This window comes from Bacillus sp. FSL R7-0646, from assembly GCF_037969865.1.
Lineage (GTDB): Bacteria > Bacillota > Bacilli > Bacillales > Bacillaceae > Bacillus > Bacillus licheniformis.
This window is the reverse complement of the sequence record NZ_CP150217.1, coordinates 958,965-985,200: the sequence shown is the minus strand read 5'-3', so window position 1 is coordinate 985,200 and position 26,236 is coordinate 958,965. Positions and strand designations below refer to the sequence as shown.

The 26,236-nt window shown below is 46.6% G+C and carries 23 protein-coding genes and 1 riboswitch; of the genes, 5 read left to right on the top strand and 18 right to left on the bottom strand.

The features are described 5' to 3' along the window. Nucleotides 1-139 precede the first annotated feature (139 nt). The 6 genes from MKY62_RS04915 to MKY62_RS04890 form a co-directional block, all read right to left on the bottom strand. Complete coding sequence (locus MKY62_RS04915) at nt 140-940, bottom strand: formate/nitrite transporter family protein (RefSeq protein WP_003180078.1); 801 nt, start codon at nt 938-940, stop codon at nt 140-142. Nucleotides 941-1,188: 248 nt separating this feature from the next. Further along, the gene (locus MKY62_RS04910) at nt 1,189-2,817 is read right to left on the bottom strand and encodes an ABC-F family ATP-binding cassette domain-containing protein (RefSeq protein WP_016886417.1); all 1,629 of its coding nucleotides are present in this window, start codon (nt 2,815-2,817) and stop codon (nt 1,189-1,191) included. Between the two features lie 335 nt (nt 2,818-3,152). Beyond that, the gene (locus tag MKY62_RS04905) at nt 3,153-4,691 is read right to left on the bottom strand and encodes a bifunctional GNAT family N-acetyltransferase/carbon-nitrogen hydrolase family protein (RefSeq protein ID WP_003180073.1); all 1,539 of its coding nucleotides are present in this window, start codon (nt 4,689-4,691) and stop codon (nt 3,153-3,155) included. A gap of 21 nt (nt 4,692-4,712) precedes the next feature. Beyond that, entirely contained in the window at nt 4,713-5,375 is a 663-nt protein-coding gene (locus tag MKY62_RS04900) for an HAD family hydrolase (RefSeq protein WP_003180071.1), read from the bottom strand. Between the two features lie 138 nt (nt 5,376-5,513). After that, complete coding sequence (locus MKY62_RS04895; RefSeq protein WP_003180069.1) at nt 5,514-5,939, bottom strand: CBS domain-containing protein; 426 nt, start codon at nt 5,937-5,939, stop codon at nt 5,514-5,516. A 168-nt stretch (nt 5,940-6,107) separates the two neighbouring features. After that, entirely contained in the window at nt 6,108-6,476 is a 369-nt protein-coding gene (locus MKY62_RS04890; RefSeq protein ID WP_003180066.1) for a YhcU family protein, read from the bottom strand. A 112-nt stretch (nt 6,477-6,588) separates the two neighbouring features. Between MKY62_RS04890 and MKY62_RS04885 the strand changes: the two genes are divergently transcribed. Further along, nucleotides 6,589-7,506 (top strand): RluA family pseudouridine synthase, encoded by a 918-nt coding sequence (locus tag MKY62_RS04885; RefSeq protein WP_003180064.1) that lies wholly within the window; start codon nt 6,589-6,591, stop codon nt 7,504-7,506. An 82-nt stretch (nt 7,507-7,588) separates the two neighbouring features. Here the strand turns inward: MKY62_RS04885 and MKY62_RS04880 are convergent, their stop codons facing one another. The 3 genes from MKY62_RS04880 to MKY62_RS04870 form a co-directional block, all read right to left on the bottom strand. Continuing rightward, on the bottom strand, nt 7,589-8,179 hold the full coding sequence (locus MKY62_RS04880; RefSeq protein WP_003180063.1) for a class D sortase: 591 nt from the start codon (nt 8,177-8,179) through the stop codon (nt 7,589-7,591). Beyond that, the gene (locus tag MKY62_RS04875) at nt 8,176-11,796 is read right to left on the bottom strand and encodes a 5'-nucleotidase C-terminal domain-containing protein (RefSeq protein ID WP_016886178.1); all 3,621 of its coding nucleotides are present in this window, start codon (nt 11,794-11,796) and stop codon (nt 8,176-8,178) included. The genes MKY62_RS04880 and MKY62_RS04875 overlap by 4 nt, the downstream gene beginning before the upstream one ends. 112 nt (nt 11,797-11,908) lie before the next feature. After that, nucleotides 11,909-13,933, bottom strand: a complete 2,025-nt coding sequence (locus MKY62_RS04870) for an ATP-binding protein (RefSeq protein WP_003180059.1) — start codon at nt 13,931-13,933, stop codon at nt 11,909-11,911. Between the two features lie 671 nt (nt 13,934-14,604). Here MKY62_RS04870 and MKY62_RS04865 point away from each other — a divergent pair. Beyond that, on the top strand, nt 14,605-15,252 hold the full coding sequence (locus MKY62_RS04865) for a spore coat protein (protein WP_003180057.1): 648 nt from the start codon (nt 14,605-14,607) through the stop codon (nt 15,250-15,252). Here the strand turns inward: MKY62_RS04865 and MKY62_RS04860 are convergent. Together MKY62_RS04860 and MKY62_RS04855 are read right to left on the bottom strand one after the other, a co-directional pair. Beyond that, entirely contained in the window at nt 15,246-16,139 is an 894-nt protein-coding gene (locus MKY62_RS04860; protein ID WP_003180055.1) for a hypothetical protein, read from the bottom strand. The genes MKY62_RS04865 and MKY62_RS04860 overlap by 7 nt on opposite strands. 115 nt (nt 16,140-16,254) lie before the next feature. Beyond that, nucleotides 16,255-16,815 carry a YhcN/YlaJ family sporulation lipoprotein gene (locus MKY62_RS04855; RefSeq protein ID WP_003180053.1) on the bottom strand — a complete coding sequence of 187 codons (561 nt, stop codon included), beginning with the start codon at nt 16,813-16,815 and terminating at the stop codon, nt 16,255-16,257. 145 nt (nt 16,816-16,960) lie between these two features. Here MKY62_RS04855 and MKY62_RS04850 point away from each other — a divergent pair, with 145 nt between their 5' ends. Beyond that, nucleotides 16,961-18,757: a S9 family peptidase gene (locus MKY62_RS04850; RefSeq protein WP_003180052.1), complete on the top strand. Its 1,797-nt coding sequence runs from the start codon at nt 16,961-16,963 to the stop codon at nt 18,755-18,757. Between the two features lie 47 nt (nt 18,758-18,804). Next, nucleotides 18,805-19,146, top strand: coding sequence for a hypothetical protein (locus MKY62_RS04845; RefSeq protein WP_003180050.1), 342 nt, complete (start codon nt 18,805-18,807; stop codon nt 19,144-19,146). Nucleotides 19,147-19,191: 45 nt separating this feature from the next. On the opposite strand, the gene MKY62_RS04840 is transcribed toward MKY62_RS04845, so the two are convergent. From MKY62_RS04840 to MKY62_RS04825, 4 genes are all read right to left on the bottom strand, one after another. Next, complete coding sequence (locus MKY62_RS04840; RefSeq protein WP_025805528.1) at nt 19,192-20,580, bottom strand: L-cystine transporter; 1,389 nt, start codon at nt 20,578-20,580, stop codon at nt 19,192-19,194. 123 nt (nt 20,581-20,703) lie between these two features. After that, nucleotides 20,704-21,522 (bottom strand): MetQ/NlpA family ABC transporter substrate-binding protein, encoded by an 819-nt coding sequence (locus MKY62_RS04835; RefSeq protein ID WP_003180047.1) that lies wholly within the window; start codon nt 21,520-21,522, stop codon nt 20,704-20,706. Nucleotides 21,523-21,543: 21 nt separating this feature from the next. Then, on the bottom strand, nt 21,544-22,194 hold the full coding sequence (locus MKY62_RS04830; RefSeq protein WP_003180045.1) for a methionine ABC transporter permease: 651 nt from the start codon (nt 22,192-22,194) through the stop codon (nt 21,544-21,546). A gap of 2 nt (nt 22,195-22,196) precedes the next feature. Next, nucleotides 22,197-23,198: a methionine ABC transporter ATP-binding protein gene (locus tag MKY62_RS04825; protein WP_003180043.1), complete on the bottom strand. Its 1,002-nt coding sequence runs from the start codon at nt 23,196-23,198 to the stop codon at nt 22,197-22,199. Nucleotides 23,199-23,298: 100 nt separating this feature from the next. Continuing rightward, nucleotides 23,299-23,412, bottom strand: a riboswitch (SAM riboswitch). 302 nt (nt 23,413-23,714) lie between these two features. Here MKY62_RS04825 and cspB point away from each other — a divergent pair. Then, the gene (cspB, locus tag MKY62_RS04820) at nt 23,715-23,915 is read left to right on the top strand and encodes a cold shock-like protein CspB (protein ID WP_003155376.1); all 201 of its coding nucleotides are present in this window, start codon (nt 23,715-23,717) and stop codon (nt 23,913-23,915) included. A 117-nt stretch (nt 23,916-24,032) separates the two neighbouring features. Here cspB and MKY62_RS04815 read toward each other — a convergent pair whose 3' ends face one another. From MKY62_RS04815 to MKY62_RS04805, 3 genes are read right to left on the bottom strand one after another with little or no spacing between them, the layout of a single operon-like run. Further along, nucleotides 24,033-24,974 (bottom strand): ABC transporter permease, encoded by a 942-nt coding sequence (locus tag MKY62_RS04815; RefSeq protein WP_003180041.1) that lies wholly within the window; start codon nt 24,972-24,974, stop codon nt 24,033-24,035. Further along, nucleotides 24,967-25,890, bottom strand: a complete 924-nt coding sequence (locus MKY62_RS04810) for an ABC transporter ATP-binding protein (RefSeq protein ID WP_003180039.1) — start codon at nt 25,888-25,890, stop codon at nt 24,967-24,969. The genes MKY62_RS04815 and MKY62_RS04810 overlap by 8 nt, the downstream gene beginning before the upstream one ends. Before the next feature lie 19 nt (nt 25,891-25,909). Continuing rightward, the gene (locus tag MKY62_RS04805) at nt 25,910-26,119 is read right to left on the bottom strand and encodes a hypothetical protein (protein WP_003180037.1); all 210 of its coding nucleotides are present in this window, start codon (nt 26,117-26,119) and stop codon (nt 25,910-25,912) included. Nucleotides 26,120-26,236 lie beyond the last annotated feature (117 nt).

Genomic DNA, 26,236 nt, shown 5'->3' with positions numbered 1-26,236 from the left:
CGCAGGCAAATAAAAACCGCAGACAAAAGAAGACACCAATGCCTCTACTGCCTGCGGGACATACCGCCAATTTCTATTTTTAATCATCTTTTTATAAAAATGGCGTTTTTATGTTTTATCGAGCGGATTTGCCCTTTGTTCATGATACCTGCTTCATTTCTTTTCTGGAGCGGTCTTTCTTAGGATATGCAATAAAATAAATGAGACCGACAAACACCGCTCCGCCGATGACATTGCCGATAAAAGCAGGAATGATGTTTCCGATAAACTGCCCCCAGGTGAATGAGCCTGCAAAAATGGCTGCGGGAATCACAAACATGTTGGCGACAACGTGCTGAAATCCGATGGCCACAAACGCCATAATTGGGAACCAGATGCCAAGGATTTTCCCTGCTCCGTCTTGTGCGCCGAAAGAAAGCCATACCGCAAGACATACAAGCCAGTTACAGCCGATGCCGGAAATGAGAACCTTGCCGAAGCTCATATCTAGTTTTCCTTGTGCAACGGCGATCGTTTTTTCTAAATAAGGGCCTGTTTCAGTCAATCCAACCAAATGTCCGAAAAAGTAAGCAACAAACAGTGCGCCGATTAAGTTCATAATCGTGACGATTCCCCAGTTAACCGCCAATTGTTTTAGTGATATTTTTCTTGAAAATAAAGCCATCGCAACGGACATCATATTCCCTGTGATCAATTCAGCGCCAGCGAGCACCACCAGTATCAGACCGACAGGAAATACGGCAGCTCCGATCAGGCTGGACAGGCTTCCCCATTCTTTCGGCAGGTCGCCGATTACCCTGATATCAAGCAAATAACCAAGCGCGATAAATGCGCCGCCTAAAAACCCCAATACAAGCAGAGACGGCAGCGGGAGCTGTACTTTTTTCATCCCTGCTTCAATTGCTGCATTCGCTATTTCATCCGGTTTTCGAAAAGCCATACTAACTAAACCCCTCCATTATCCCTTCTTTTCTCACAGTTATGGCAGAAAGACAATAAAAAAAGGCAGCACTCAAATAACCTGTGTCAACAGGCGTTCGAATGCTGCCTAACTTGTATGCATACCCATACAACAAAATCAAGCAGAATTAAAATATTGAAAGAGAATATATACAGTTCGTGCATACATTCCATTGCTTTTGTCTTCTATAACTGTAGCAACATCTTATCAAATGTGATAAAAATGTGTCAACCCTGCTGCCGCTTCTCCCTTGCGAATGTATAGTTTCCTTCATACTTGACGAGTTTTCTGCCGTCAAGCCACCAGATGACATTGAAAAGCCGGTCAAGAAAGTACCTGTCATGCGAAACCGCAATAATCGTCCCTTGAAATTGGCTTAATGCTTCTTCAAGCATCTCCTTAGATTCGATGTCCAAATGGTTTGTCGGCTCATCGAGGATCAGCACATTATGATTTTGGTGAACGAGCTGTGCCAAGCGAAGCCGCATCCGTTCGCCTCCGCTTAAATCTTTCACTTTTCGGAAGACGGATTGGCCGAAAAACAAAAACTTTGCAAGCATCATTCTGGCTTCGCCTTCTGATGCAGAAACATGTTCACGGAATTCGGCTAAAACGGTGCGCTCTTCCTCCATTTCACCGACATGCTGAGTCAGATATGCGGCCGATAAATTGCTGCCAAGCTGCACGTCACCGCTGTCCGGCGTTTCCTTTCCGCTGATGATGTTGAGCAGCGTCGTTTTGCCGCTGCCGTTCTCTCCGACGATGGCGGCGCGCTCCTGAAAACGGACATGCATACTGAGATTGTCAAAAAGCTGCCGCTCACCGAAGCTTTTGCAGACATCCTCAAGCCTGACAACATCTTTTCCGCTTCGTTCATCCATGCTGAAAACTAAGTCGATCTTTTTGCGTTCCAGAACGGGTTTTTTCACCTTCTCCATGCGCTCCAAAGCTTTTTCCATACTTTTCGCTCTTCGGTGCAGGCCGTCATTCGGAGGATTGGCGCGATTCGCCCATTCCTTCAGCCGCTTGATTGTTTCCTTCATTTTTTTGATTTTCTTCTGCTGATCCTGATAGTCATGAAATTCTCTCATAAGGCGCTCTTCCCGTTCATCAGCATAGTGTGTATAGCCGCCTTTTGAAAAGTGAAGCTCTCCTTGGTCGATTTCGAGAATCGAAGTAACCGATTCATCCAGGAAATAGCGATCATGCGACACAATGACCGCAGTACCTTTGTACTGCTTTAAAAAAGACGGCAGCCATTCGATCGATGTTAAATCCAAATGGTTTGTCGGCTCATCCAGCAAAAGCAGATCCGGAGCTGACAGGAGAAGCCTTGCAAGACCCGCTTTCGTCCGTTCGCCTCCGCTTAACTCCCGCCACTCGGCATTGAATAGCCGCTCGATATTCAAGCCGTGCGCCACCCGTTCGATTTGCGCGCTGATGCCGTAGCCGCCTTTTCGCTGAAATTCATCCTGCAAAGCCCCGTACTTTTCCAAAAGGAATCTGAGTTTTTCCGCGTCCTTTTCAACCGCCAATTGACGTTCGATTCGGGAAAGCTTCTGCTGTGTGTTCCATAATGATGAAAAAACATCATACAGCAGCTCTTTTACCGTTTTGCTGCCGTCCCATGCGGGATTCTGCTCCAAGAGCCCTGTTGATAATCCTTTTTTCCATGTCACAAGACCTTCATCAGGTTTCATTTGGCCGCTGATCAGCTTCAACAACGTCGTTTTCCCTTCCCCATTTCGTCCGATCAGACCGACGCGCTCCCCTTGGTGCAGGTCCCATGACAGCCCGTTGAAAATCGTATGTCCTCCGTAAGTTTGACCGACATGTTGCAAACTGCATATAATCATCCATCTTTCCTCCGCATCCCGTGAAGAGACACCGAGCATTAAAAAGACGGCAGAGCTTACACCCCGCCGTCAGCATCAGAAAATCCGATTGTGGGCAGATGTCTCTCACTGGTATTTTTTCCAATTGAATGTGTAAAAAAGGGCAGACTGATCCCGTAATACGCATTCCCCGGAAAAAATCGCGCGACAAATATACAGATGGGCTTGCATATCCGTCATGCGCTTACCAGTTTGATTCATCTTTTCCACCTCCTTTTAATAGTTACAATATATGAAAAATAAAGCTGAAAGTCAACAGGAAAAAGCCGGCCTCAAGCGGCCGGCACCCGAATCTGCTATTTTTTATAATGAATCCTGTAGATGTCATGGCGTCTGTCCTTGAGCTGCCGGACCGTTCCGTCCTGCCGCTGTCTTCTGAGAATTTCCAGGTCGACATCGCCGATGACCACCATCTCAATGTTCGGATTGCATTCGCCGACGATTCCATCCCTTGCAAATTCAAAATCTGAAGGAGCGAAAATCGCGGATTGCGCGTATTGAATATCCATATTTTCGGTTTGCGGCAGATTGCCGACCGTTCCGGAAATAACCGTGTACACCTGGTTTTCAACCGCTCTTGCTTGAGCGCAGTACCTGACTCGCAAATAGCCTTGGCGGTCTTCCGTGCAGAAAGGGGTAAAAATAATCTTGGCCCCTTTTTCGGTTGCGATTCTGCCTAGCTCCGGAAACTCGATGTCATAGCAGATCTGGATCGCGATTTTGCCGCAGTCTGTGTCAAAGACGCGCACTTCGTCCCCCCTGCTGATGCCCCACCATTTTCGTTCATTCGGGGTAATATGGAGCTTATATTGCTTTTCGATGGTTCCGTCCCTTCTGAACAAGTAAGCGATATTGTAGATCTTTCCTTCTTCTTCAACGAAGTGGGAACCGCCGATAATGTTGACATTGTATTTAACGGCAAGGTCTGTGAACAGGCTGATATAGTCTTCTGTATATTCGGTAATCCGCTGAACGGCCAGGCTCGGTGAGCGCTCTTCCAGAAACGACATCAGCTGCGTCGTAAAGATTTCCGGATAGACGGCAAAATCCGCTCCTGCGTCTGAAGCCACATCTGCATAGTATTCGACTTGGTTGGCGAACTCCTCGAAGGAATGGATCTGCTTCATTTCATATTGAATCACGCATATTCTCACCGGAAAAGCTGATTTGTAATAGCGCTTCGTCTGCGGCAAGTAGTCGACATTATTCCACTCCATCAATGTCGCATATTTGCTTGATGCTCTGTCATCCGGGAGATAGTTCGGGTTGATCCGCATCATGGTGAATCCGTTCAGCAGCTGGAACGAAAGGACCGGATCATATATCTGGTGGTGGATGACCTGTTCGACATACTCCCTCGGCGTCATCTCGGAAGCGTACTTATGATAGTTCGGAATTCTGCCGCCGATGATAATGCTCTTTAAATTCAAGCGCCTTGCCAGATCTTTTCGCGCTTCATAGAGACGGTGGCCGATCTTCATCCGTCTGTATTCAGGATGAACCATGACCTCGATGCCGTACATGTTTAAGCCGTCGGGATTGTGATTCGTAATATACCCGTCGTCTGTAATATCCTGCCATGTATGTCTGTCGTCATATTCATCAAAGTTGATCAACAGGCTTGAACAGGAACCGATCACTTCTCCGTCAAGCTCTGCGCAAAACTGGCCTTCCGGGAAGTGTTCCAAATGGCTTTCCAGATGCTCCCGTTTCCATGGGATCATTCCCGGAAAACAAAGCTCTTGAAGCCCGATGATGCTGTCGATATCTTTTTCTTCAATATTGCGGATGACGATCTTTTTTTCAAAGCGGGAAAGATCCAGTTTTTCGGACACGTCCCATTCCTCCTCTGGCTTTTATGATGGATCGGAGATTTTTTCGATCAGCTGTTCCAGCTCCATTTCCGCCATTGATTCCAGGCGGTGGTCATAATGCTCGAACAGCAGGCTTTTCGTTACTTTATTCGGTACAATGACACATTTCATTCCGGCTCTTTTCGCGGCGATTGATCCGTTGACAGAGTCTTCGAATGCAATGCACTCCTCAGGCTTCACACCGAGGCATTCCGCCGCTTTCAAATAGAGTTCCGGGTTCGGTTTGACTTCCTCAACATCATCGGCCGTTCTGATGCATTCGAAATCATCGTACAGACCGATTTGTTTTAAATGCTGGGACACCCATTTATAATCTGAGCTTGACGCCAGCCCGATTTTTAAACCGAGCTCTTTCGCCGCGGACAAATAAGCTTCCACACCTGGGCGCGCTTTTTCATTTTCCATTCTTTTCGTAAAACGCTCTTGTCTCAATTTCGTTAGTTGTTCATGGTCCAGTTTTTTTTGCAGCTGTTCCTCCAGATAAGAAAACGGCTGGAATCCGGCGGCCGTGCCGATGACATTTCCCCAAACCGACATTGGCAGCTCTGAGCCGTGCTCTTCAAAAATTTCCTGGAGCACTTCATATTCGTGCGTTTCTGTATCTAAAATAAGACCGTCAAAATCAAAAATCACTGCTTTAATCATTGCGCTTTAGCCCAACTCCTTTTGACTGTTTGCACCATTCATTGTATCCTTCTTGCCGCTCCTTGAAAAGAGAAGACACTAAAAACCGGTATGTATAAATGAAGAAGAGCCTGCTGTAAGAGGCAAGCTCTTCCGTTCTTACTGAGTCCGTGCCGGAGTGGAAATGTTCGCAAGCGCCTGTCCGGCAGATTCATTGGACAATTCGTTTACCGCCAGATCCCCGAGCGCCAAAATGCCGACTAAATGGTTGTTTTCGACGATCGGGAGACGGCGGATTTGGCTTTGAGCCATCAGCTGTGATGCTTCTTCAAGGCTCATGTTCGGATTTCCTGAAACAACATTTGTTGTCATGACGTTTGAAACAGGTGTCTGTCCGTCCTGGCCTTCCGCTGTCGTTCTGAGCGTGATATCACGGTCTGTGATCATGCCTTTTAATACGCCTTGATCTACGACCGGAATCGCACCTACATTATGGCGGCTCATCAACTCAGCCGCTTCTTGAACCGTTTGATTGGAAGAAATTGTCGCCACTTGTCTAGACATCGCATTGCTGATTGTCGTCAATAGACTGCACCCCTTTCGGTTGTTAGTATGTACAGGTCATGCACATGCTAAAAAGGAAGTTGGCACCATTTCATTGTGTTTTCCGCTTTTTTCTTATATCATCTTTTCATAAAAAGAAGAGCTTTTTCCGATTTGGAACAAGCTCTTTCACTTCAGTTAGCCGGCTTTTTACATCAGCATTTTATTCTCGGTATTCACGATATGAAAGTCGGCAGATGTTAGAGGGAAGTACAGACCGCAGTCATTCAGCTTGCGGCTATTTTTATCGAACAGATCACGGTCTTTGAGCACCCACTTGCGCTTCGCCTTAGTTAATAATGCATGGATCAATTGCAGGCTTGTCATAATCTGAAACGCTTCATCGAGCGTTCCTTTGTATTCATCCTCTTTCAATTGAAGCGCGCCCTGCTTTTTGAGTTCTTTTATTTTTTGTTTATTCAAGTACAATGGAAATATTTGATACAGCTCTGATACAAGCTCTTCGATATAAATTTCTTGTTCTTCAGTTGCTGCCTTTACAATTCGCAAATCGATCACCCTTCATCCCTTGTTCAAATCTCTTCAAACAGAATAGCATACATAAACAATGGGCTGTGGAGGTAAGTGTTTCCTAATTCCTGAACGCTTTTTACAGAAAGGAGCAGTAAAAATGAACCAAAAAAATCACGGCTTATTCTTCAGTGCAGACATACGGCATCACGGCGAACTTTTATATGCATATTTAAAAAGAGAGGCGAAAGCATCGAAGCCTGTCATTCAATACTGGATCGCAAACGAGAAAGTTAAAGTGAATCATAAATCGGTGAATCATAACGTTCGGCTGGAGAGCGGAGACAGCGTGATGATCGATCTCAGAGAGGAGGAAGAAAGCGGAATCGTCCCTGAATACGGGGAACTTCCCGTCCTGTTTGAAGATGATCACATGCTTATTGTCAATAAGCCGGCGGGAATGGCGACTCATCCGAATGAAGCCGGCCAGACCGGCACGCTGAGCAACCTTGTGGCGTTTTATTTTCAAATGAACGGGGAGGAGCGAAAAGTCCGGCACGTCCACCGTCTGGACAAGGATACGAGCGGCGCTGTCGTTTTTGCAAAGCACCGCCTCGCCCACGCGCTTTTAGACGAACAGCTGCAAAGAAAAGAACTGGCGCGGACATATGTAGCCGTAGCGGAAGGGAAATTCAGAAAAAAAACGGGAACCATTTCGGCGCCAATCGGCAGAGACAAGCACCACCCCGTCAGAAGAAGGGTGTCCCATTCCGGACAGCCCGCTGTCACCCATTTTGAATCGAAAGGATATGACAGCCGTCACGATGTTACACTGTGCAGACTTCAGCTGGAGACAGGCCGAACCCACCAAATACGCGTTCACCTTGCAAGCATCGGTCATCCTTTGTCAGGCGACACCTTATACGGCGGTTCAAAGGGGCTTTTTCAGAGACAGGCTCTTCACGCAATCGAGATCAATGTCACCCATCCGATCACAAAAGAACGTGTCACTGTCGCGGCACCGCTTCCGGATGATTTAAAAGACGAAATCGGACGACTGTTCGGCACGGTTGATTAAACGGTAAAAAAGCTGTCCTCGATGGGACAGCCTTACAGATTGTTGACAAAATCCCAAAACGGCTTTTTGTTTTGGGATTTTGTCATCCTTTCAGCGGCTTTGCATAAATAATATAGCGCTCAGGCGCATTTCCGATATAAGAAAACGGATAGCATGTCGTTAACAGCAGCTCTTCTTTTTCACGCTGCAGCGTGATGATGGACGTGTCACTTTGGTCAACAATTTTCGTGTGTGTGATTTCATATTCGAAGCTTCCGTATGGAAGCTCGATTTTCAGCTTATCTCCGATTTCCAGCTCCCCTGTTCTGCGAAAAACCGTATCCCTGTGGCCTGAAAGAACAATTTGCCCGTTTTGTTTTGGATAATAGCTGCCTTTATAATGACCGACGCCTTTTTCCAAATCATCGGGACTGGTCCCTTCAACGATGGGAAGCTCTGCGCCCAGTTTGGGAATATGGAGTATGCCTGCCGCTTCGCCGGCGGCGGGCTTAAATGAAGCGGGCGCCGATGGGTGCTTAGCCGAACGGGCGGATTGACTCGATGCAATGGCTTCTTTTGCTTCAGTTAAAGAAAGATCCGTCTGTCTGTTCATATCGAATATTTTCCAGCCGCCGTATGCAAAAGTGGCAAGCCCCGCTATCATCAGCAGAAACGATAACATCTTGACTTTCATAGTCTCGCAATACCCCTTTTCCGCATATAAAGAATCGCTCCGAACATAAACGTCAGGAAGCCGTATAAAAGGAAACCGCCGTAAGCTGCCGCCGTATCGGGTAGCTTGCGCTCTTCACGCTCGTCTGGCAGAAACGCATCATTTGACAGACCGTCCATCTTCTCCGCAGGCGCATCTGATCCTTCACCGGTCGTCATGCCCGCAACAGGAATAGCGCCGCTCCTTGAAGCATTGCCGGTACCGTCATGAACCGGACTTTCTCCGGTGTCATTGCCGGGTTTCCCCCCATCGCCCTTATCACCAGACGGTTTTTCTTCGTCATTCGGATCAGCGCCTCCGCTTCCGGGTTTTTCTTTGTCATCTGGATCAGCCCCGCGTCCGGGCTGTTCTCCCGGACGCGAATCATCTTCTGCTAATTTTTTGATTCGCCCTTCGGCAGTATAAGCGATCGGTTTTTTAAAGCTTTTGACAAATTTGACTGTGGCTTCGATATCTTCCGGACCTGTGACCGGATTTTTTCCAAGCCTGGAAATCGGCAAATACTTGCTTCCTGAAGCAGATGCCATAAAGTTGTTTACGGTCAGCGTATATGTTTGGTCTAAATCAATCGGTGTTCCGTCTTCAAGAAAAATAGCCGCGGTTTTATTTGTTTTCGGGTCCCATGTATAAGCGAAGCCGCTGATCGAGTAATCCGGGCCGTAAGATGGGGATATTTGCGCGTCTATAATATCGTATAAATCCCTGCCTTTAATTTCAAGCCGGACGAGTACATTGCCGAAAGGCTGGATATTGAACAAGTCTCCCCATGTAATCGTTCCTTTTTTTAAATCTTGGCGGATGCCGCCCCCGTTCATTAATGCGAAATCTGAATTCATCGCTTGCCGCATACCGTCAGCAATCAGATTCCCGAGAGGGGTGTCTCCGTCATTTGAATAGCCGCCGGCCATATCGTGCGCAGCCTCACCGACTTTCTCGCTGATGATCGGCGCAACCATCCGCTCATATTTATCCAGTATCTGACCGACCGCCGGATCGGGCTTGAGATTTTCCTGATTCACATATTCGATTTCCGCTTTCTTGTGAACGATGTCTTTCGTTTCCCGGTCGATTTCAAGATCGACGACACCGATTGCCTTCCCGTATTCGTATGCTTGAACGATTAAAATATCATTGACTTGGCCGTTGACCACTTCATGATTGTGGCCGGCAAAGATGACATCGATCTCGGGATCTGCTTTTTTAGCAAGTTCGGCTGATTCGCCGGTCACAACCCCGCCGTCCTGTGAAGCTGTCATATGGGCGAGCACCGCTATTGCCCGGATACCTTTCGCTCTCAGTTCTTTTGCAGCCTGGTTGACGGCCTTTGCTTCATCTGTAAATTCAATTGAGCGAATTCCTTCTGGCATGACCATATTGGCGGCCGCCTGTGTCACAACGCCGATAAAAGCGACAGGCACTCCTTCAACTTCAATAATTTCATATGGAGGAAGAAAGCTGTCCCCGCTTGCCTTCAACTTGCAATTGGCGCAGACAAGCGGGAAATCCTGTCCGTCGTAACCTTTTGTCCCTTTGCCTTCAGGGTGTTCGCCTCCGTTCAACATGCGCAGCAGCTCTTCGGTCCCTTCATCAAACTCATGGTTCCCGACGGTTCCTACATCAAATCCGATTTCCTCCATGACTTCAACTGTCGGCTCGTCCTGAAGCAGGGAAGAAACCGGCGAGCTTCCTCCGATCATATCGCCTGCGTGGACGATCAGCGTGTTTTCCTGCTCGGCTTTTTTCTCTTTGATCAATGATGCTGCATAATCCATCCTGCCGAATGTTCCATCCGTCCGGCCATCGCCGTTTAGATCGAGCTGATATTGCTGATCGATCTTTCCGTGCAGATCATTCATGCTTAACAGGCGCAGCGGAATATTGCCGCTTTGCTCTTTTTTCGAATAGCCCGCAGCTTCCGCTTCTTCAGCCGACGCAAAGAAAATTCGTCTTTCCACCGGAATCTCCCGCCACTTTTCAGGCGCGACATACGTATTTTCCGCAGAGTCTCCGACATGCCGCGTCAGCCCTTTGCCTTGCTCCCTGGCGCGAAATTCAAACGGCATTTCGAGGAGCGGATCAGCGGGATTCCAAATGCCGATTTTATCGCCTTTCGCCTTTTTGACGGCGTTTTGAAACAATTGATAGTCTTCATCACTTCCAACCGGCCAAATGAAGTAGGTTACAGCCATCCCCTTTTGGACAAGCTGCAAATTCGTATTGACGCCGTCTTCAGTGATGACTTGGGCAAGCAGGCGGCCGTAGCTGTCTTTTGCTTCCTTGCCCACTTTCACGGTGACTTTGTCTCCCGGGGCCAATATCGACTGCAAATATTCCTTCGCCTTGTTTCCGTGCTGCAGCTGGTTTTCATCTAATTCATTTTTCGGCTTATGATAAGTTTCGGCTGTATCTATGTTGACATAGCGGACTTTTGTAGATCCGAGAACAGGCTCTTTTAAGTGGATCGTATCCCCGTCGACGACTCGTTCCACAACGCTTTCGTATTCCCCTTCAGCAGCGGGGGGAGGATGCGCGGCGCCGTCTAATTTCCGAAGATCCTCCTGTTTTCTCGGCAGAAGCTGCACCGAATCATAGCGGCTTAATATGCCGGTAATCTCGTACCATTGTCCTTGTTCTATCGAAGCGGCGGCATTCGTTTGTTCCATCACCCTTAGTGTGAGCGGATGATAGTTTTCATCGATCATTGTGATATTATAGCCGCCGCCTGCCGGCGCATCCGGCTTTGTTTCAATAAAGCCTTTCATCCTCACAAGCCGGCCTTCGTATTCAGCTGCGGTTCCCTGATCGAGCACATCTTTAATAGTCAGCGGAACAGGGTCGGGCAGTGCCGCCCCTTCTCCGGTTACTTCAATGCCTGACGGTGCGGGTACGATTTCTGTCAAGCCTTTGTATGTCGTGATTTTCCCCGTGACCGAAACAGACATACCCTCTTTTAGTTCCGGAAAATCGCCTTGCGCAGCGGAATAGATATTGATTCCCGCCGTATCGTCCTGGATAAATGTGGACAGCTTTCCTCCTCCGACAGCCGCCTGATCGGCAGTGACGATTCCTTTGATTTTGACCGTTTCATTTAAAAGCTTGCGCGCTTCGGCTATCGTTTTGGTCTCCGGCTGGGCAGACGGTGCATCGTCTCCGGAAAATGTGATGGATTGAACAGATTTCAAACCCGGGGAATTAAAATATGTAGTGCGTTCGCCTTCGATGATGAGTTTTTTTCCGATGAGATGAGGGTTTGTCTTTAAACCGAACTGGTCTCTGAAAGGTGCGGGTATCTGCACGGGGAGTATGTTCTCAGGTGATGTTTCCTCCTTTTTATCAGCGATTGCGACGTTATAATCGTTAGCGAAATTTCCGCTGAAACGATAATGGCCGCTCGATATTGTGTGCCCGACGACATAGCCTTCAACGGCTGCATGCCCTTCGTTATGCTTAATGGCTTCTTCTACTGAAATCGTTTCTGAAGCGTGCGTTACGTCCGCAAACGGCGTCAAAAAAGACGCAATCATCATAAACGTGATTGTCAAACCAGCCATAAAACGGCTCTTTACAACATTGACCATATATTCGCCTCCCGTTTTTTGCTTCCTGTCAAATTTATCTGATGATTATAAAGGCTATATGATTTTTTTGTAAAAATTTCAAAAAAGAATGAGAATAGGGATGACCGCATTCTCATTCTTTAATCGGAAGCTTCAATTTTACGATCGTTCCTTTTCCTTCTTCGCTTTCGAAATGAATGCTTCCGCCGTGATTTTCAATAATTTTAAATGTAACCATTAATCCGAGACCGGTTCCTTTTTCCTTCGTTGTATAAAATGGCTCCCCAAGCTTTTCTAGCACTTCTTTTGAGATGCCCTTTCCCTGATCTTCAAAGGTGATGAATACGCTGTCTTTTTCAAAATAGGAACGTATCGTAATAAAGCCTTCAGCATCCTCCATCGCCTCGATTGCATTTTTTAATATGTTGATGAAAACCTGTTTCAGCTCATTTGAAACAGCGAGAATCTCAGGTAGATCTCCGCTCAGCTGTTTCTCGATCCTTACGTTGTTCAGCACGGCCTGCGACTCCAATACCATGCAGACATCTTCAACAATCGAGTTGACCTGAACCGGATCAAATGTATTCGATTTCGTTTTGGCCAATACGAGAAATTCGTTGATGATTGCTTCAAGCCTGATGAATTCGGACATCATCACTTCCGCATAGTCTTTTTGATATTTTTTGGATTGGATCATCAGCTGGAGAAACCCTTTCAGAGAAGTGAGCGGGTTCCGTATTTCATGAGCGATTCCGGCAGCTAGCTGGCCGACCGCCGACAGCATTTCCGATTTCATGAGCATTTTTTCAGATCGCTTTTGGTTTGTAATGTCCTCGGATATCAGCATAACCTGCTGAACGTTCCCCGCGCTGTCCTCAACAGGAACAAGGGAGATTTGCTCCCACCTGTCCTGCTGCTCCTCATCCTGGTAATTAAGTTCTCCTGACCATGGTTTCTTTTCAAGGACGCGTTTCCAGAAGCGAGTGAGATCCTCACAGTGAAAATGCTTGCGGTAAATATCAAACACATTGCCGCCGATGATGTCATCCTGATGTTTTCCGAACATCCGGCAAAAGCGTTTGTTTGCATAAGTGACCGAACCGTCGACCGAAGTGATCAATATGTTGGCCGGACTTTGATCTATAGCTTGTGAGCTGATATGCAGCGCCTCGTTTGTCATTTTCAGCTCAGTGACATTCGTGAATGTGACAACAATGCCTTCAACCATGTTTCCCGATGTATAATAAGGGATCATTTTTACGGCATACCAGCCGCCGTCTGGCATTTCAAACTCTTTTACGACCGTCTTGTTTTCATATAGCGTGCGCCTTAAGTCATCGGCATACCCTTCATACTTAAACCTCTCTGTCAGCTTATCGGCAGGTCTTGAAAGGTCCTCGTTTTTCAGGTCGAACATATTGGCGGCTTCTGGAGTAAATAATTTCAATTTCAATTCCTGATCCAAAAAAACTGCGGCGATGTTCGTGCTGGTCAGCAGATTGTTCATATCATTTTTAAGGGTGTTCAGCTCGTTCACTTTCTTTTCAAACGCCCTGTTGAGCGCCGTCAATTTTCTGTTTTCCTCCTGCAGCTTTTGATTTGCGGACACTAAAGCATCGTTGGACGCTTCGAGCTCTTTTACCGTCCGGTACAGATGTTGCAGATGAAGCTGGCCGTCCTCTCCGCCGGATACCGGCGCGTTGGCTGCCCCTTCTTGTGCTTTTTCGATAAACAGCACATAAAGCTTGTGATACTGGCGGAAGAAACATTTTAATCTCAAATGAACAAAGGATAGTTCTCCGCTTAAATAAATCGGGACGTTTTTAAACGATACTTCTTTTTTCTCTTTCTTCGCCCGCTGTAACGCGGCATTGACCTGTACGGATAAGCTCGCGGGAAAAACCTGATGAATGCTGCCTTTTGAGCTTTTCAAATATTGATCAGCACTTTCCGAGGACGCGACAATTTCTCCCCGGTCATTCAGGATCAGACAAGGAAACATATACTTGTCGATCAAGGAAAGATAAATATCATCCAGCCTATGAAAACCACTCAGTTCATTGATTTTTTTATATACTTCTGTTTGCACCTTTGGATACACAGAATCATTACCAAATAAACCTGACTTTTTTCCAACCGTCTCACTTGAGCCCAGCATTATAAAACTCCTCCTTTTCTAAGTGCAAAATCAAAAAGGAAAACACCTTTTTTGCATTTCATGATGATTGGCAGCTGAAATCGTTTACGGAGGGAGAATCCTTTACAGATCACGCAGGGGCAATAAAAAGTTGCAGGCATTAGAAGCCAGATGCTTTCATGCCGATATCGAGCCGGGCATTGCTATTCAATTGTTTTTCGGTCGTTTCTGAACAAAAGGTGCATGAGCACACAGACCGACATTGTCTTTTATTCTTCCGGCAGCCTTTATTTGAATCCGGCCATGTTCCGGCCCTATTGTTTTTCGGATATCAGATATCCATATACTCACCGAATTCCTCTAAACTGCCGGAAACACGCGTGAACTTTTCATCATCGCCCGGCAGATTGTGCTCCGTTTACAAAGGTGCGAGGGATTTCAAAATCGGCCTGAATTTCCTCTCCTAATACTCAGTTTGGCGCCAAGATGACCGTTATCCCCATTTTCGACCAATGATATGATGTGCTGTCTTGAATACAAGACCCCCATAATATTTTCTTCTGAACTAAACTATTCGACGGTTAGAATAAAATCCCTTTAAATCCAGATTATCGATTATTCCTTTTTTGAATAAACATAGCGGCAAAAACGAAATATAATAGTTGAATTACATTTAAGGAGGATACGTTAGAGTGGAACAGCAAAACCAGCCGCAAATGCAGATCAATCAAGGCAATGAAGGTATGCAGCATATGAATCACGGGGGGCACGAAGTGTTCGACATGCATGAAGTGCTGTCCGGAATGATCGGCGTCCTTGAGCAGTATATGATGTTCAGGGAGCATGTCAAAGATCCGGAGCTGCTCGACATTTTGGACAGGCAGCATCGGTTTATTTCGTCTCAGTACAACATTACGACAGAATGTTTCAGAACGGGGCAAAAGCCGAGTCAGGAAACGGCAACGTATATGATGAAAGAGGACCGCAAATTCGTCTACGGTTTAAAAGATGCCCAGCCGAAACAACCGAAGCAATCTGTGCAGGCTATTGATGACGCCTGCATCAGCAGCTTTATGCTCGGCTTGATGAAAACTTGTTGTTCGTCGCTGGCCATGGCGGCTCCCGAAGTGACAAACCCTGTCTGCAGAAGGGTTCTGGCAGACCAGATTCCTCACTATATCGAAATGGCTTATGAAATTTTCCTTTATCAAAACAAACACGGGTACTATCAAGTTCCTCAGCTTGCGCCGCAAGACATGCAGAAGATGACTTCAGCATTCGCTCCGGTGCAAGGTCAGCCGCAAATGCCTCCAAGCGGGCAGCAGAGACCTATTCATTGATCATGAAAACGGCATTGAAGATGAAACTTCAACGCCGTTTTTTTCGCTTCGTATTTTCGTTTAAATTCTTTCTCAAAACCTGTCAACGACTGGCCGACGGCGGCCTTAAATCCGTCTGCAAAACTTCCCCGCTCAGCCGTTTCCTCGATAATGTCGAGGATGACGCCCCTTCCTTTTTTCTCCGCAAGCTCTTCGATCAAATAATAACTTTGCAAATAAATATCGGTTTCATATCCAGTCCGGGCTTTTTGCCATTGCCGGTCGGTCTTCAGCTTGCTCAAGGGGACGACTGAAGGCAAAGTCCGGATTTCTATCGCGTCATGAGCAGAAGCCCATTCAGCTACTCCTTCGTGAAACCAGAGCGGATAAGTTCCCGGGTCGGCATTCAGTTCTCTCAGCTTGACGTGAAAAGCATAATGGGTATACTCATGCACCAGCACCCGTTTGTACAGGAAGACGGCGAATCCCTCGCCGTTATTCAGATGCTTCCTCTCCTCGGGCAAAAGCCCGATCATCCTCATATCGTTTGAATAAAATCCGGTTATATCCTTTAATTTTGAAAATGACTCCATATCATCGCGGTTTGAAAAAAAGATCAAATCAACGCTGTCTTGAAGAGGACTGACAAACAGTTCCCGATTCATATCAGCGGCATCCCGAAGCGTCTCCTTTGTCAGCTCCAGAATCGGCCTATCTTTTTCAGCGTAATAAATGCTGACACTTTCATATTTGACCATTTCCAGCGATTCTTTCAGTTTTTCTTTTTTTCCCGAAAGCACAGCCGCCTCAGGGCTCTCTTGGCTGAACACGACAAAAATGGCCAATAACAGAGCGGATAGAGCGCCCGCCATGATTAAAACAAAGGCTGCTTTCATCTCCCCCGTCACTTATTATCCCTCCATCCGCATCATACTTTTCTGTACTACACTCTATGCGGGATGATTCAGGAAGTGCCCTGTCTGAAAGCAGCCAATAAAAAAAGCCGCGGATTGCGGCTTTTCATTATCTTTGATTCGGAAAAATTCTGTTGATCGTTTCACCAAATTCTTCAAAAAGTCCTTCGATCGGTTCGCCATTTTGAATTCTGTCGCCATAGTTTCTCATCCGGTCAACAAAGTCAGGGTTTGCCGAAACGAACACATTGTTGATGTTATTGTCTGTTTCTTTAACCTTTTTCGAGATTTTCCCTTTCAGCTCATTCGTCAAGTTGCCTTTCGGATTGCCTTTCAAAACGACCGCGACATAAGCGTTGCGGTTTGTCGTAATCACGTTTGCACTACTGACTTCTTTAAGTTCCGCCACTTTATCTGCGGCTTTATCCGCCACTTCCATATTATTGTCTTCACGATTGGCATCGCGGTTGTCTGTCACATTCATTCGGTCATTGACATTTCTGCCGTCATTGACATTCGTAGCGTCGTTATCTCTGTTTGTTACATTTTGAAGCGCATTGTCCTGATTGCGCCGGTTGTTATCTGCCCCTTGGTTTGCCATGCCGCATCCGGCTGTGAACAGCAGCGGAAGGAGCAAAGCAGCAATCGCGCCTTTTTTCATATTGAACATTAAAATTGCCTCCTTTAATGATTTACGTATAGTTTTTTTCTTTTTCGTGTTATTTATTTGTCTAAAATATATTTTTTATACGCTTATTTTGTTATGATCATAACGGACGAAAAAATATCCAAATAAATCCGGAGGTGTATATGAAATGGAAAAAGCGGATAGCATTTTGCATGCGCTGCGCATTAAAGACTTTGCGGTACATCCCGATGAGACTCAGCTTATTTTTGATACAAACCTCAACGGAACATCGAACCTGTGGGCGATGGATCTTCCCGATACATACCCGTACCAGCTGTCATTCTTGAATCAGGACTCAAAAGGAATTGCCTACAATCCCGACGGCTCAATCCTTTATGCTGGTTTTGACAATGACGGAAACGAACAAAGCGGACTGTACAAGCTTTCTTTAAAAAACGGGACGTTCCAATCATTAAACGGAAATCAAACAGACCGCCACTTCGCCCCCATCCCTGTGCAAAACGCAGTTTACTACTCCTCTACAAAGGACAATCCGACATTTTTAAATACATACAGATATGATTGTCTCACTGAAAAAGAAGAGCTTATTTTTGAAGGAAAAGACGGAACTTCAATGCTGTCTGATGTAAGCCCGGGCGAGAAAGCCGTCAGCATACATGTCTACTATGTCAACAGCCATTCTGTCTGTATGGTCCATACAGCTGAAGGCGTGACGACAGGAATCTTCCCGGATGAGACGCTGCCTCACATGGTTTATTCTTCCCATTTTGCATCTGATGATCGGTTATTCGTCACGACAAACTACGAAGCCGAGTTCTCATATCTTGCCTTGTACACTGTTTCATCCGGTATTTTTACGCCGGTGCTTTCGATTGATAAAACTGATTTAACATCCATCCACGCTGACCCGAATGGAACTTTCCTTTATCTCATTGGAAAAAAAGGTGTCAAAGAGGTGATGTATGAGTACAACACAGCAACGGGGCAAAGCCGGCAGATCGATTGCCCTTGCACATCCATTTCGAAAATACACTGCGCCTATTCTGGTACGCTGTACATTCTCGGCTCAACGCCGACCAGGCCGACTAATCTCTACGTATTAACGAAAGGACAGTCAAAATGGCGGCAATTAACGAAACATTCGGTTCCGGGTTTCTCCGAACAGGAGCTGTCTTATCCTGAAGTTGTGACATATCCTTCTTTTGATGGCCTGCCAATAGAAGGACTGCTGTTTAAGCCCTCCCCGGTAGAAGCGAACGGCTGGACGATTATTTGGCCGCACGGCGGACCGCAAGATGCAGAAACCTTTATGTTCTACGATCTCTTTCAACTCGCTGCAAAAATGGGTTACCAGTTATTCGCTCCTAATTTCAGGGGATCAGCGAATTACGGTTATTCATTCTTTAAAATGGTTGAACAAGATTGGGGAGACGGGCCGCGCCTCGATATGACCGCGGGCATCGACTGGCTTATCGATCAAAAGCTTGCAGACCGCGAAAAACTCTTTTTAATGGGCGGCAGCTATGGAGGATATATGTCGCTTTTGCTCCACGGGAGGCATCCTGAGTATTTCCGCGCCGTCGTCGATATATGCGGAGTCAGCAACCTGTTTTCGTTCGTCAAAACCGTACCTGATTTCTGGCAGCCGATGATGGAAAAATGGGTCGGCAATCCGGAGCGGGATTATGAAAAAATGAAAGCCGATTCTCCTGTTACATATCTGGAGAATATGACTCAGCCGATGCTGATCATCCAAGGCGCAAACGATCCGCGCGTCGTAAAGGAAGAGTCCGATCAGGTCGTCGATCAGTTGAGGAACATGGAGCGGAATATCGAGTATCTCGTTTTGGAAAATGAAGGGCACGGTTTTTCCAAAAAAGAAAATAAAATGAAAGTCTACCGCGCCATTTTCGAATTTTTTGAAAAGCACCGCTTATATCACGCGGCCAAGGTTGAAGAATAAAACCGATCATGACTGGGGATGGTATACGTAAAAAGGAGGTTGACCCTTTGTTTAGAAGAAGATCTGGCATCCATCCCGCTGTATTAGTTTTAGGATCAGCTGCATTAACCGCGGCTTTTTCTCCCGAAATCCGCAAAAGATTGACCGGCATGTTCGCGAATGGCATGAGAGGACGGCAGCAAGGAAGCGGCCGCAATCAGACGATGATGAATCCGGCTGACATGATCAAGCAGGCTTTTAATCCGGGAGGACAATCACATGAACACCGCCAGTCAGGCCATACGGCAAATGACCAGCATCAATCAAGCCATATGACTGCTCCGGTGAATGTTATGAACGATCAGGCTGCAGCTCAGACGATGTTCGATGACGATCAAAGCTATTCATAAAAAACGGCCCGCACGAGCTCTCAAGCTGTGCGGGCCGTTTTTCTTTTACACTTCTGCTTCAATGATATTTGTACGGTCTTGGTACGTGTCTTTTTCAAGCTCATTTGTCACTTTGCTCGTGACAAGTCCTGACGTCATGCTGCCGCTGACATTGAGAGCCGTACGCCCCATGTCGATCAGCGGCTCAACAGAAATCAGAAGTCCGGCAAGCGCTACAGGCATGTTTAATGCCGAAAGGACGAGAAGCGCTGCAAAGGTCGCACCTCCGCCGACGCCTGCCACTCCGAAAGAGCTGATCGCAACAACTGCGATAACCGTGAACAAGAATGACGGATCAAGCGGATTTTGGCCGACAGTCGGCGCGATCATGATCGCGAGCATTGCAGGGTAAATGCCGGCACATCCGTTTTGACCGATGGACAGTCCGAAGGATCCGGCAAAGTTCGCAATGCCTTCTGGAACACCAAGGCTTCGCTGCGTTTTAATGTTCAGCGGCAAAGCGCCTGCGCTTGATCTTGATGTAAACGCGAATACAAGAACTGGAAACGCCTTTTTCAAGTATGTGACAGGATTTAAACCGCTGAATGTAATGAGCAGCAGGTGAATGATGAACATGACGATCAGCGCCGCATATGAAGCGATGACAAATTTGCCGAGTTTGGCAATGCTGTCGAGGTCGCTCGTTGCAATCGTTTTTGTCATGATCGCCAATACACCGTAAGGCGTCAACCTCAGAATTAAGGTGACCACACGCATAATGATCGCATACACGGCATCAACCATTTTTTTGAAAAGTTCAGCTTGTTCAGGCTGTTTTCGGTTGACCCCGAGATAAGCGATCCCAAGGAAAGCCGCAAAAATAACAACTGCGATCGTTGATGTCGGTCTTGCTCCAGTAAAGTCTAAAAACGGATTTCCAGGAAGAAGCTCGACAATTTGCTGCGGAAGCGTTTTGGCTTCCATGTCCTGCGATTTCTGTTCGAGTTCCGCCCCTCTCATTGTCTCCGCCTGGCCTTGGTCCACATGGACGGCCTGCAGGTCGAAAGCAAGCGCGGACGCGATACCCACCGCAGCAGCGACGGCTGTCGTCGCGATTAAGAGCCCGATGATCAATCCGCTGATTTTTCCGATATTGTGCGTCAGCTTAAGCTTTGTAAAAGCACCCAAAATCGAGATGAATACAAGCGGCATAACGATCATCTGCAAAAGCTTGACATAGCCGCCGCCTGCGATATTAAACCAATCAGAAGTCTGCGTAATCGTTTCTGAAGACGAACCATATATAAAATGCAAAGCGAATCCAAAAACAATTCCGATTCCCAGAGCGGTAAATACCCGCTTAGAAAAAGAAACATGCTTTTTTTGCATCATATAAAGGAGCGCCATCAGGCCGAGCATGACGATAATATTAATAACAACAAATAATGTCATGATAACAAAAGCACCCCCAGAATTTTTTACATTTAAAAACTATAGTACAACAAACCTGATTGGTCAAGTAGGAATTATCGATGTATTTCAATATATGACCCGGGAAGCAATTGCGCGACTGACATTTTATTCGCCGATGTCTTTTAGAGGAACGAAAGTCGGCAGCTGTGCTCCGTCAAATTCTTTTTTAATCAATTCAGCAGTGTCGTCTGCTTGATACAGCTCGACGATCTTTTTCAAATCTTCGCGATCCCGGTCTTCTGTTCTGGCCGCAATAATGTTGATGTACGGTGTCGCTGTTTCATCTTCCAGTTTGATCGAATCTTTGACAGGATGGAAGCCGGCGTCAACCGCTATGCCGTTGTTGATGACGGATGCAGCGACATCGGCAAGCACGCGCGGCGTTTGCTCTGCGGCCACCGTTGTGATTTTGAGTTTTTTAGGATTTTCTTTAATTGCATCAAGCGTTCCATTTCCGTCAAATCCGTCCTTTAATTGAAGCAGGCCGGCGGACTCCAGCAGAAGCAAGGCTCTGCCCATGTTCGTCGCTTCGCTTGGAACGGCAATTTCCGCGCCGTTTGGTATATCGCCAGGCGAATCATATTTCTCGGAATAAATGCCCATCGGAGCGATGATCGTTGTGCCGACCGGCGATAATTCAAGGTTGCGTTCCTTTTTGAATGCATTAAAGTAGGATATCGTCTGAAAAGCGTTGGCGTCAATGTCGCCGCTCGCCAAAGCCTGGTTTGGCTGAACATAGTCGGAGTATTTGACGATTTCAAGCTTTAAGCCTTCTTTTTCGGCTTTTTTCTTCACAAAGTCCCAAATTCTCGTATCCGTTCCGCTGATGCCGATTTTAATGGTTTTCGCATCAGAGTCTGCCGCGCACCCCGCGATCACTGCCGCAAGCAGCAGGAAGATCACAACACATGCAAATTTTTTCATAATAGCCGTCTCCCTCTCTGTCTATCTTCTTCTCAATTTTTTTGACAGAACGTTTCCGGATGTCTGCAATCCTTGCACTACGATGACGAGAATTGCAACCGTGATGATCATCGTCAGCGTGTCAAATCTTTGATAGCCGTATGTGATCGCCAAATCCCCAAGACCGCCTGCACCAATCGCACCAGCCATCGCCGACGCCCCGACCAATCCGACCGTTGCCACCGTAAAACTCAGCACAAGCGAACCGAGCGCTTCTGGAATCAGAAACCTGAAGATGATCTGTCTCGGAGTCGCTCCCATTGCTTCAGCGGCTTCAATGACTCCCGGATCCACTTCAAGCAGAGAGTTCTCGACGAGTCTAGCGATGTAAGGCCCCGCATAAAAAGTCAAGGGAACAATCGCTGCCGATGTGCCGATCGACGTCCCTACAATCAGCCTTGTCACTGGAATTAAAGCAACCATTAAAATGATAAACGGGACGGACCGGAAAATGTTAATGATCATATTGACAAACGTAAAAACTGCCGGATTCTCAAGCAGATGCCCCTTTCTTGTGACTACCAGCAAAATGCCGAGCGGAATGCCGATCACGCTTGAAAATAAAAGCGAAAAAACCGTCATTTGAATCGTCTGAACCAGTGCGTCAATGATTTGGTCATATGTAACTAGCATGCTTATACCTCCCTGATGCGAATGTTTTCCCTGCGTATATATTCGAGCGCCCGCCCGATTTCACCATCTTCCCCCTGCAGCTCGACCGTCATGCTGCCAAACGGAATTCCCTGAAGCTCTGTAATCGTTCCGTGCAGAATGTTGACTTCTACGTCATACCGCTTTGACACTTGAGAAAGAAAAGGCTTCCCAGAAGATTCGCCGACAAATTGAAGCTGGTAGAGGTGCTTCAGATTTAATTTTTGAATCGATTCAGGTATCTCGTGGTCGATGGCTGATTTGACAAAGCTTTTGGCCGTTTCGGTTTCCGGCGCGGAAAATACGTCAAACACACTGCCGGATTCAATGATTCTTCCTTTTTCAATTACCGCAACTTTGTCGCAGATTTCTTTTGCCACATTCATTTCATGAGTGATTAACAGAATCGTGATGTTATATTGTTCATTGACGCGCTTCAGCAGCTTCAAAATATCGCCGGTCGTCTGCGGGTCAAGCGCTGATGTCGCTTCATCACAGAGCAGAACCTCCGGATTTGTCGCCAGCGCCCGGGCAATCCCGACGCGCTGCTTTTGTCCGCCCGAAAGCTGATCCGGATAATCGCGGGCTTTATCCTCAAGTCCGACAAAACGGAGCAGCTCCGTCACTTTTTTCTTTATGTCGGCTTTCGGTGTTTTAACAAGCGCAAGCGGCTCAGCGACATTAGCGAAAATCGTCTTTGAATTTAACAGGTTAAAATGCTGAAAAACCATGCCGATCTTCCTTTTCACAGTTCGTATCTCAGCTTTCGACAGGGACATTAAGTCTCTTCCGCCGACGAAAACCTTTCCGGCCGTCGGTTTTTCAAGGAAGTTCACACAGCGGATCAGCGTGCTTTTTCCTGCGCCGCTGAAGCCGATGACGCCGTATATTTCCCCTTTATCCACATGAAGGTCGATTCCATTGAGCGCATGGACCTTCTGTCCGCCGCTTTCATAGACCTTTTCAACGCCTTCAAATGTAATCATGATGATCTCCTCCTCTTTTAGGGCTAACAAAAAAGGCTTCCTCTTAAAAAATAAGAAGAAGCCTTTGACGACACAAAGTAAATAGAGTGAGTCCGCTCTCTTCTTATCTTCCAAGCCCGTACGGCTTGTTGGATGTGGCACAGTATTCTGCTGTATGCAGAACCCGCTGCCGAGGTTTCACAGGGCCAATTCCCTCCGCCTCTCTGAATAAGAAGTATAGTTGCATGAAGTTTTACCTAACTTTACAGCTTCTTTGAAATGTTGTCAATCAGATTCGTGAAAATTTCAAAAACTCCCTTTTTACTCATTGTTTTTCACCCTGAGCATTAAATTTCACTTTTTTTAAAAAAATTGTGTTTAGCAGTTGTAATTTCGTTTAAACACTGGTAAAGTAAAGGTAATTATTTTTGTTCGAACTATCTTTAAGAAGAAAGTTTTGTAAGAGTTTTCGTCTTGGAAGTTTGTTTTAGAGCAAGAATAGTGAATTTAAGCGTTATCGCTTTAGGAGGAAATTTCATGCTAGAAGGTAAAGTAAAATGGTTTAACTCTGAAAAAGGTTTCGGATTCATCGAAGTTGAAGGACAAGACGATGTATTCGTTCATTTCTCTGCTATTCAAGGCGAAGGCTTCAAAACTTTGGAAGAAGGCCAATCTGTATCTTTCGAAATCGTTGAAGGAAACCGCGGACCACAAGCTGCTAACGTAACAAAAGCGTAAGCTGTGAACCGCTGATCTTCATACAGGACTGCTGACCGAATGTCAGCAGTCTTTTTATATTTAAAAAAAGCCTGACGCCCGGAAACCGGTGTCAGGCTTTTTTTAAACGTATACCGCTTATGAAGCGATGTCTCTCTTTGTGAATACAACAAAGGCGAGCACATGAAAAACGATAAAATAGACAGCCAGCATCACAATCGAGAATCCCAGCGTCATGTCTGAAACAACCGGAGATCCGTCAAAGTATTGAGTGAGGTCCGTGTTGGCAAACAGGATGTATTTCGCCCAAGCAAATTTCGTCGCGAGCAGGCCTGTCACCGTTCCGCCCATAACCAAAAGGAAAATCGAAATACCTACGGCGAGCGAGCTGTTTCTGAAAACCGCTGAAATCATAAAGGCCATTGTCGCCATCATCAAAAGCGAAATCGAATTCAGCAAATAGCTGCCGGCCAAATGCAATAGCAGGCTTTTTTCTTCAACCGTTCCACCGACATACACCAAGTGAACCTGGCTGCTGTCGCCTGCCCCGAATAAAGCAAGGCCTGTGATCCCTGCGCTTGCGAACAGAATGAAAAGCAAAGCCAATGCGAAAAGCAGGACCGTAAAATATTTTGCCAGCAGGATTTTAAAGCGGCTGATCGGCCTGATGACAAGCAGCTTCACCGTTCCCCAGCTGAATTCATTCGCAACGATTCCCGCCGCCACCGTGATTACAAACAAACCGGCGAGCGAGATGAGCCCGCTCGTATCGCTGATGAAAGACAGAGCTGAATAATCCCCATCTGCCGGTAAATCGTGCTTGATTCGATACTCATTAATTGCGATCGACTGTTCATAATTTTTTTCAAGTGTTGGATTGCTGTTCCCTTTAAGCTGTTCCTTCATGTCCTTATTTTCCTGCGCCAATTCCTTTTTCCAGTCCGTGTTTTGGTCTGTCTCTCCGATCGTCTTTGTGAGAACGCCCAGCCCGATGACAGCTAACAGCAAAATTCCGATCATGACGTATGTGCCTTTTCGATTAAAAATTTTGATCCATTCATTTACGATGAGATTAAACATGCTGAGCTTCCTCCTTATCTGCGGTGATTTCCAGGAATCGGTCTTCCAGCGATTTGTTCACAGCCTTCACTTCATATAAGCGAACACCGCTGTCTGTCAAGTGTTTAATCAAATCAGGCACTTCATCCTTTTGAATGCTGAGCTCTATCCCGCCTTCCGCTTCGTCAACCTTCACCTTTCTGAAAGCAGCCGCTTCCCGTGTGAGAGCCTGGGTGTCGTCCGCTTGAATATAATAGCGCTTCTTCTCATCCCGAGCGGGTCCGTGCACATGCTGAATATCCCGGAGCTTTCCGTTTTGAATAATGGCGATCCTGTCGCACATCAGCTCCATTTCTGAAAGCAGGTGGCTTGAAACGATGACCGCCATTCCCTTTTCTCTCGTCAGCTTTCTTAAATAGTCACGGATTTCCCGGATACCTGCCGGATCAAGCCCGTTCGTCGGCTCATCGAGAATCAACAGCTTTGGATCGTGCAAAAGGCTTTGGGCAAGGCCAAGCCTTTGTCTCATTCCTAACGAATACGTTTTGACCTTGTCGTTGATCCTGTTTTTCAATCCGACGAGCTCGACGATTTCGTCAATTTTCTTTTTCGTCACGCCTTTCGTCATGCGCGCGTATTGCTGAAGGTTTTGGTAGCCCGTTAAAAATTTATAAAGCTCCGGGTTTTCAACGATCGCTCCGATATGCCGTGCAGCCTTTTCAAAGTTTTCTTTTACGCTGACGCCGCACACGGCGATTTCACCGGCGGTAATGCTCATATGTCCGACAATCATCCGGATCGTCGTCGTTTTTCCGGCGCCGTTCGGCCCCAGGAAGCCGAATATCTCGCCTGCCCGCACGTCAAAACTCAAGCCCTCGATGATCTTTTTCCCCCTGATCGTTTTTGATACATTTTTTAATTCCAAAAGTGTTTCCAATGTTTCTCCTCCCGCTTTTTCAATTTTTTTCTTTAATAAACCGTTTCAGCCATTCCAAAAGCGACATTCCGGATTCCTCGCGCAGCTGTTCGACATCCTTTTTTGCTTCAATTCGGCCATTTAAGACGACATCCAATATTTGTTCAATTTCATAGGTGGCGATGGCGATTGTCTGCTTGTCAAGCTCCAAATATGTAAGAAGGCTTTTGACTGTCGACTCCCTCACCATCGGAGACCGGATGGTTCATCAAACAGCACGACCGCTGCATCGCTCGCCAATGTGAGCGCTAGCTTCAGCCTGCCCCGGTTCCCTTTGGAAAGCTTGCCGATTTTTATATCCCTGTCG

Bases quoted from the DNA above. Each gene is read 5' to 3' on its own strand.
- MKY62_RS04870 (WP_003180059.1), bottom strand. From the start codon at position 13,933: ATGCTGGGCTCAAGTGAGACGGTTGGAAAAAAGTCAGGTTTATTTGGT.
- MKY62_RS04830 (WP_003180045.1), bottom strand. From the start codon at position 22,194: ATGCTAGTTACATATGACCAAATCATTGACGCACTGGTTCAGACGATT.
- MKY62_RS04885 (WP_003180064.1), top strand. From the start codon at position 6,589: ATGAACCAAAAAAATCACGGCTTATTCTTCAGTGCAGACATACGGCAT.
- MKY62_RS04900 (WP_003180071.1), bottom strand. From the start codon at position 5,375: ATGATTAAAGCAGTGATTTTTGATTTTGACGGTCTTATTTTAGATACA.
- MKY62_RS04850 (WP_003180052.1), top strand. From the start codon at position 16,961: ATGGAAAAAGCGGATAGCATTTTGCATGCGCTGCGCATTAAAGACTTT.
- cspB (WP_003155376.1), top strand. From the start codon at position 23,715: ATGCTAGAAGGTAAAGTAAAATGGTTTAACTCTGAAAAAGGTTTCGGA.
- MKY62_RS04805 (WP_003180037.1), bottom strand. From the start codon at position 26,119: ATGGTGAGGGAGTCGACAGTCAAAAGCCTTCTTACATATTTGGAGCTT.
- MKY62_RS04855 (WP_003180053.1), bottom strand. From the start codon at position 16,815: ATGTTCAATATGAAAAAAGGCGCGATTGCTGCTTTGCTCCTTCCGCTG.
- MKY62_RS04815 (WP_003180041.1), bottom strand. From the start codon at position 24,974: ATGTTTAATCTCATCGTAAATGAATGGATCAAAATTTTTAATCGAAAA.
- MKY62_RS04880 (WP_003180063.1), bottom strand. From the start codon at position 8,179: ATGAAAGTCAAGATGTTATCGTTTCTGCTGATGATAGCGGGGCTTGCC.
- MKY62_RS04910 (WP_016886417.1), bottom strand. From the start codon at position 2,817: ATGATTATATGCAGTTTGCAACATGTCGGTCAAACTTACGGAGGACAT.
- MKY62_RS04835 (WP_003180047.1), bottom strand. From the start codon at position 21,522: ATGAAAAAATTTGCATGTGTTGTGATCTTCCTGCTGCTTGCGGCAGTG.
- MKY62_RS04875 (WP_016886178.1), bottom strand. From the start codon at position 11,796: ATGGTCAATGTTGTAAAGAGCCGTTTTATGGCTGGTTTGACAATCACG.
- MKY62_RS04825 (WP_003180043.1), bottom strand. From the start codon at position 23,198: ATGATTACATTTGAAGGCGTTGAAAAGGTCTATGAAAGCGGCGGACAG.
- MKY62_RS04915 (WP_003180078.1), bottom strand. From the start codon at position 940: ATGGCTTTTCGAAAACCGGATGAAATAGCGAATGCAGCAATTGAAGCA.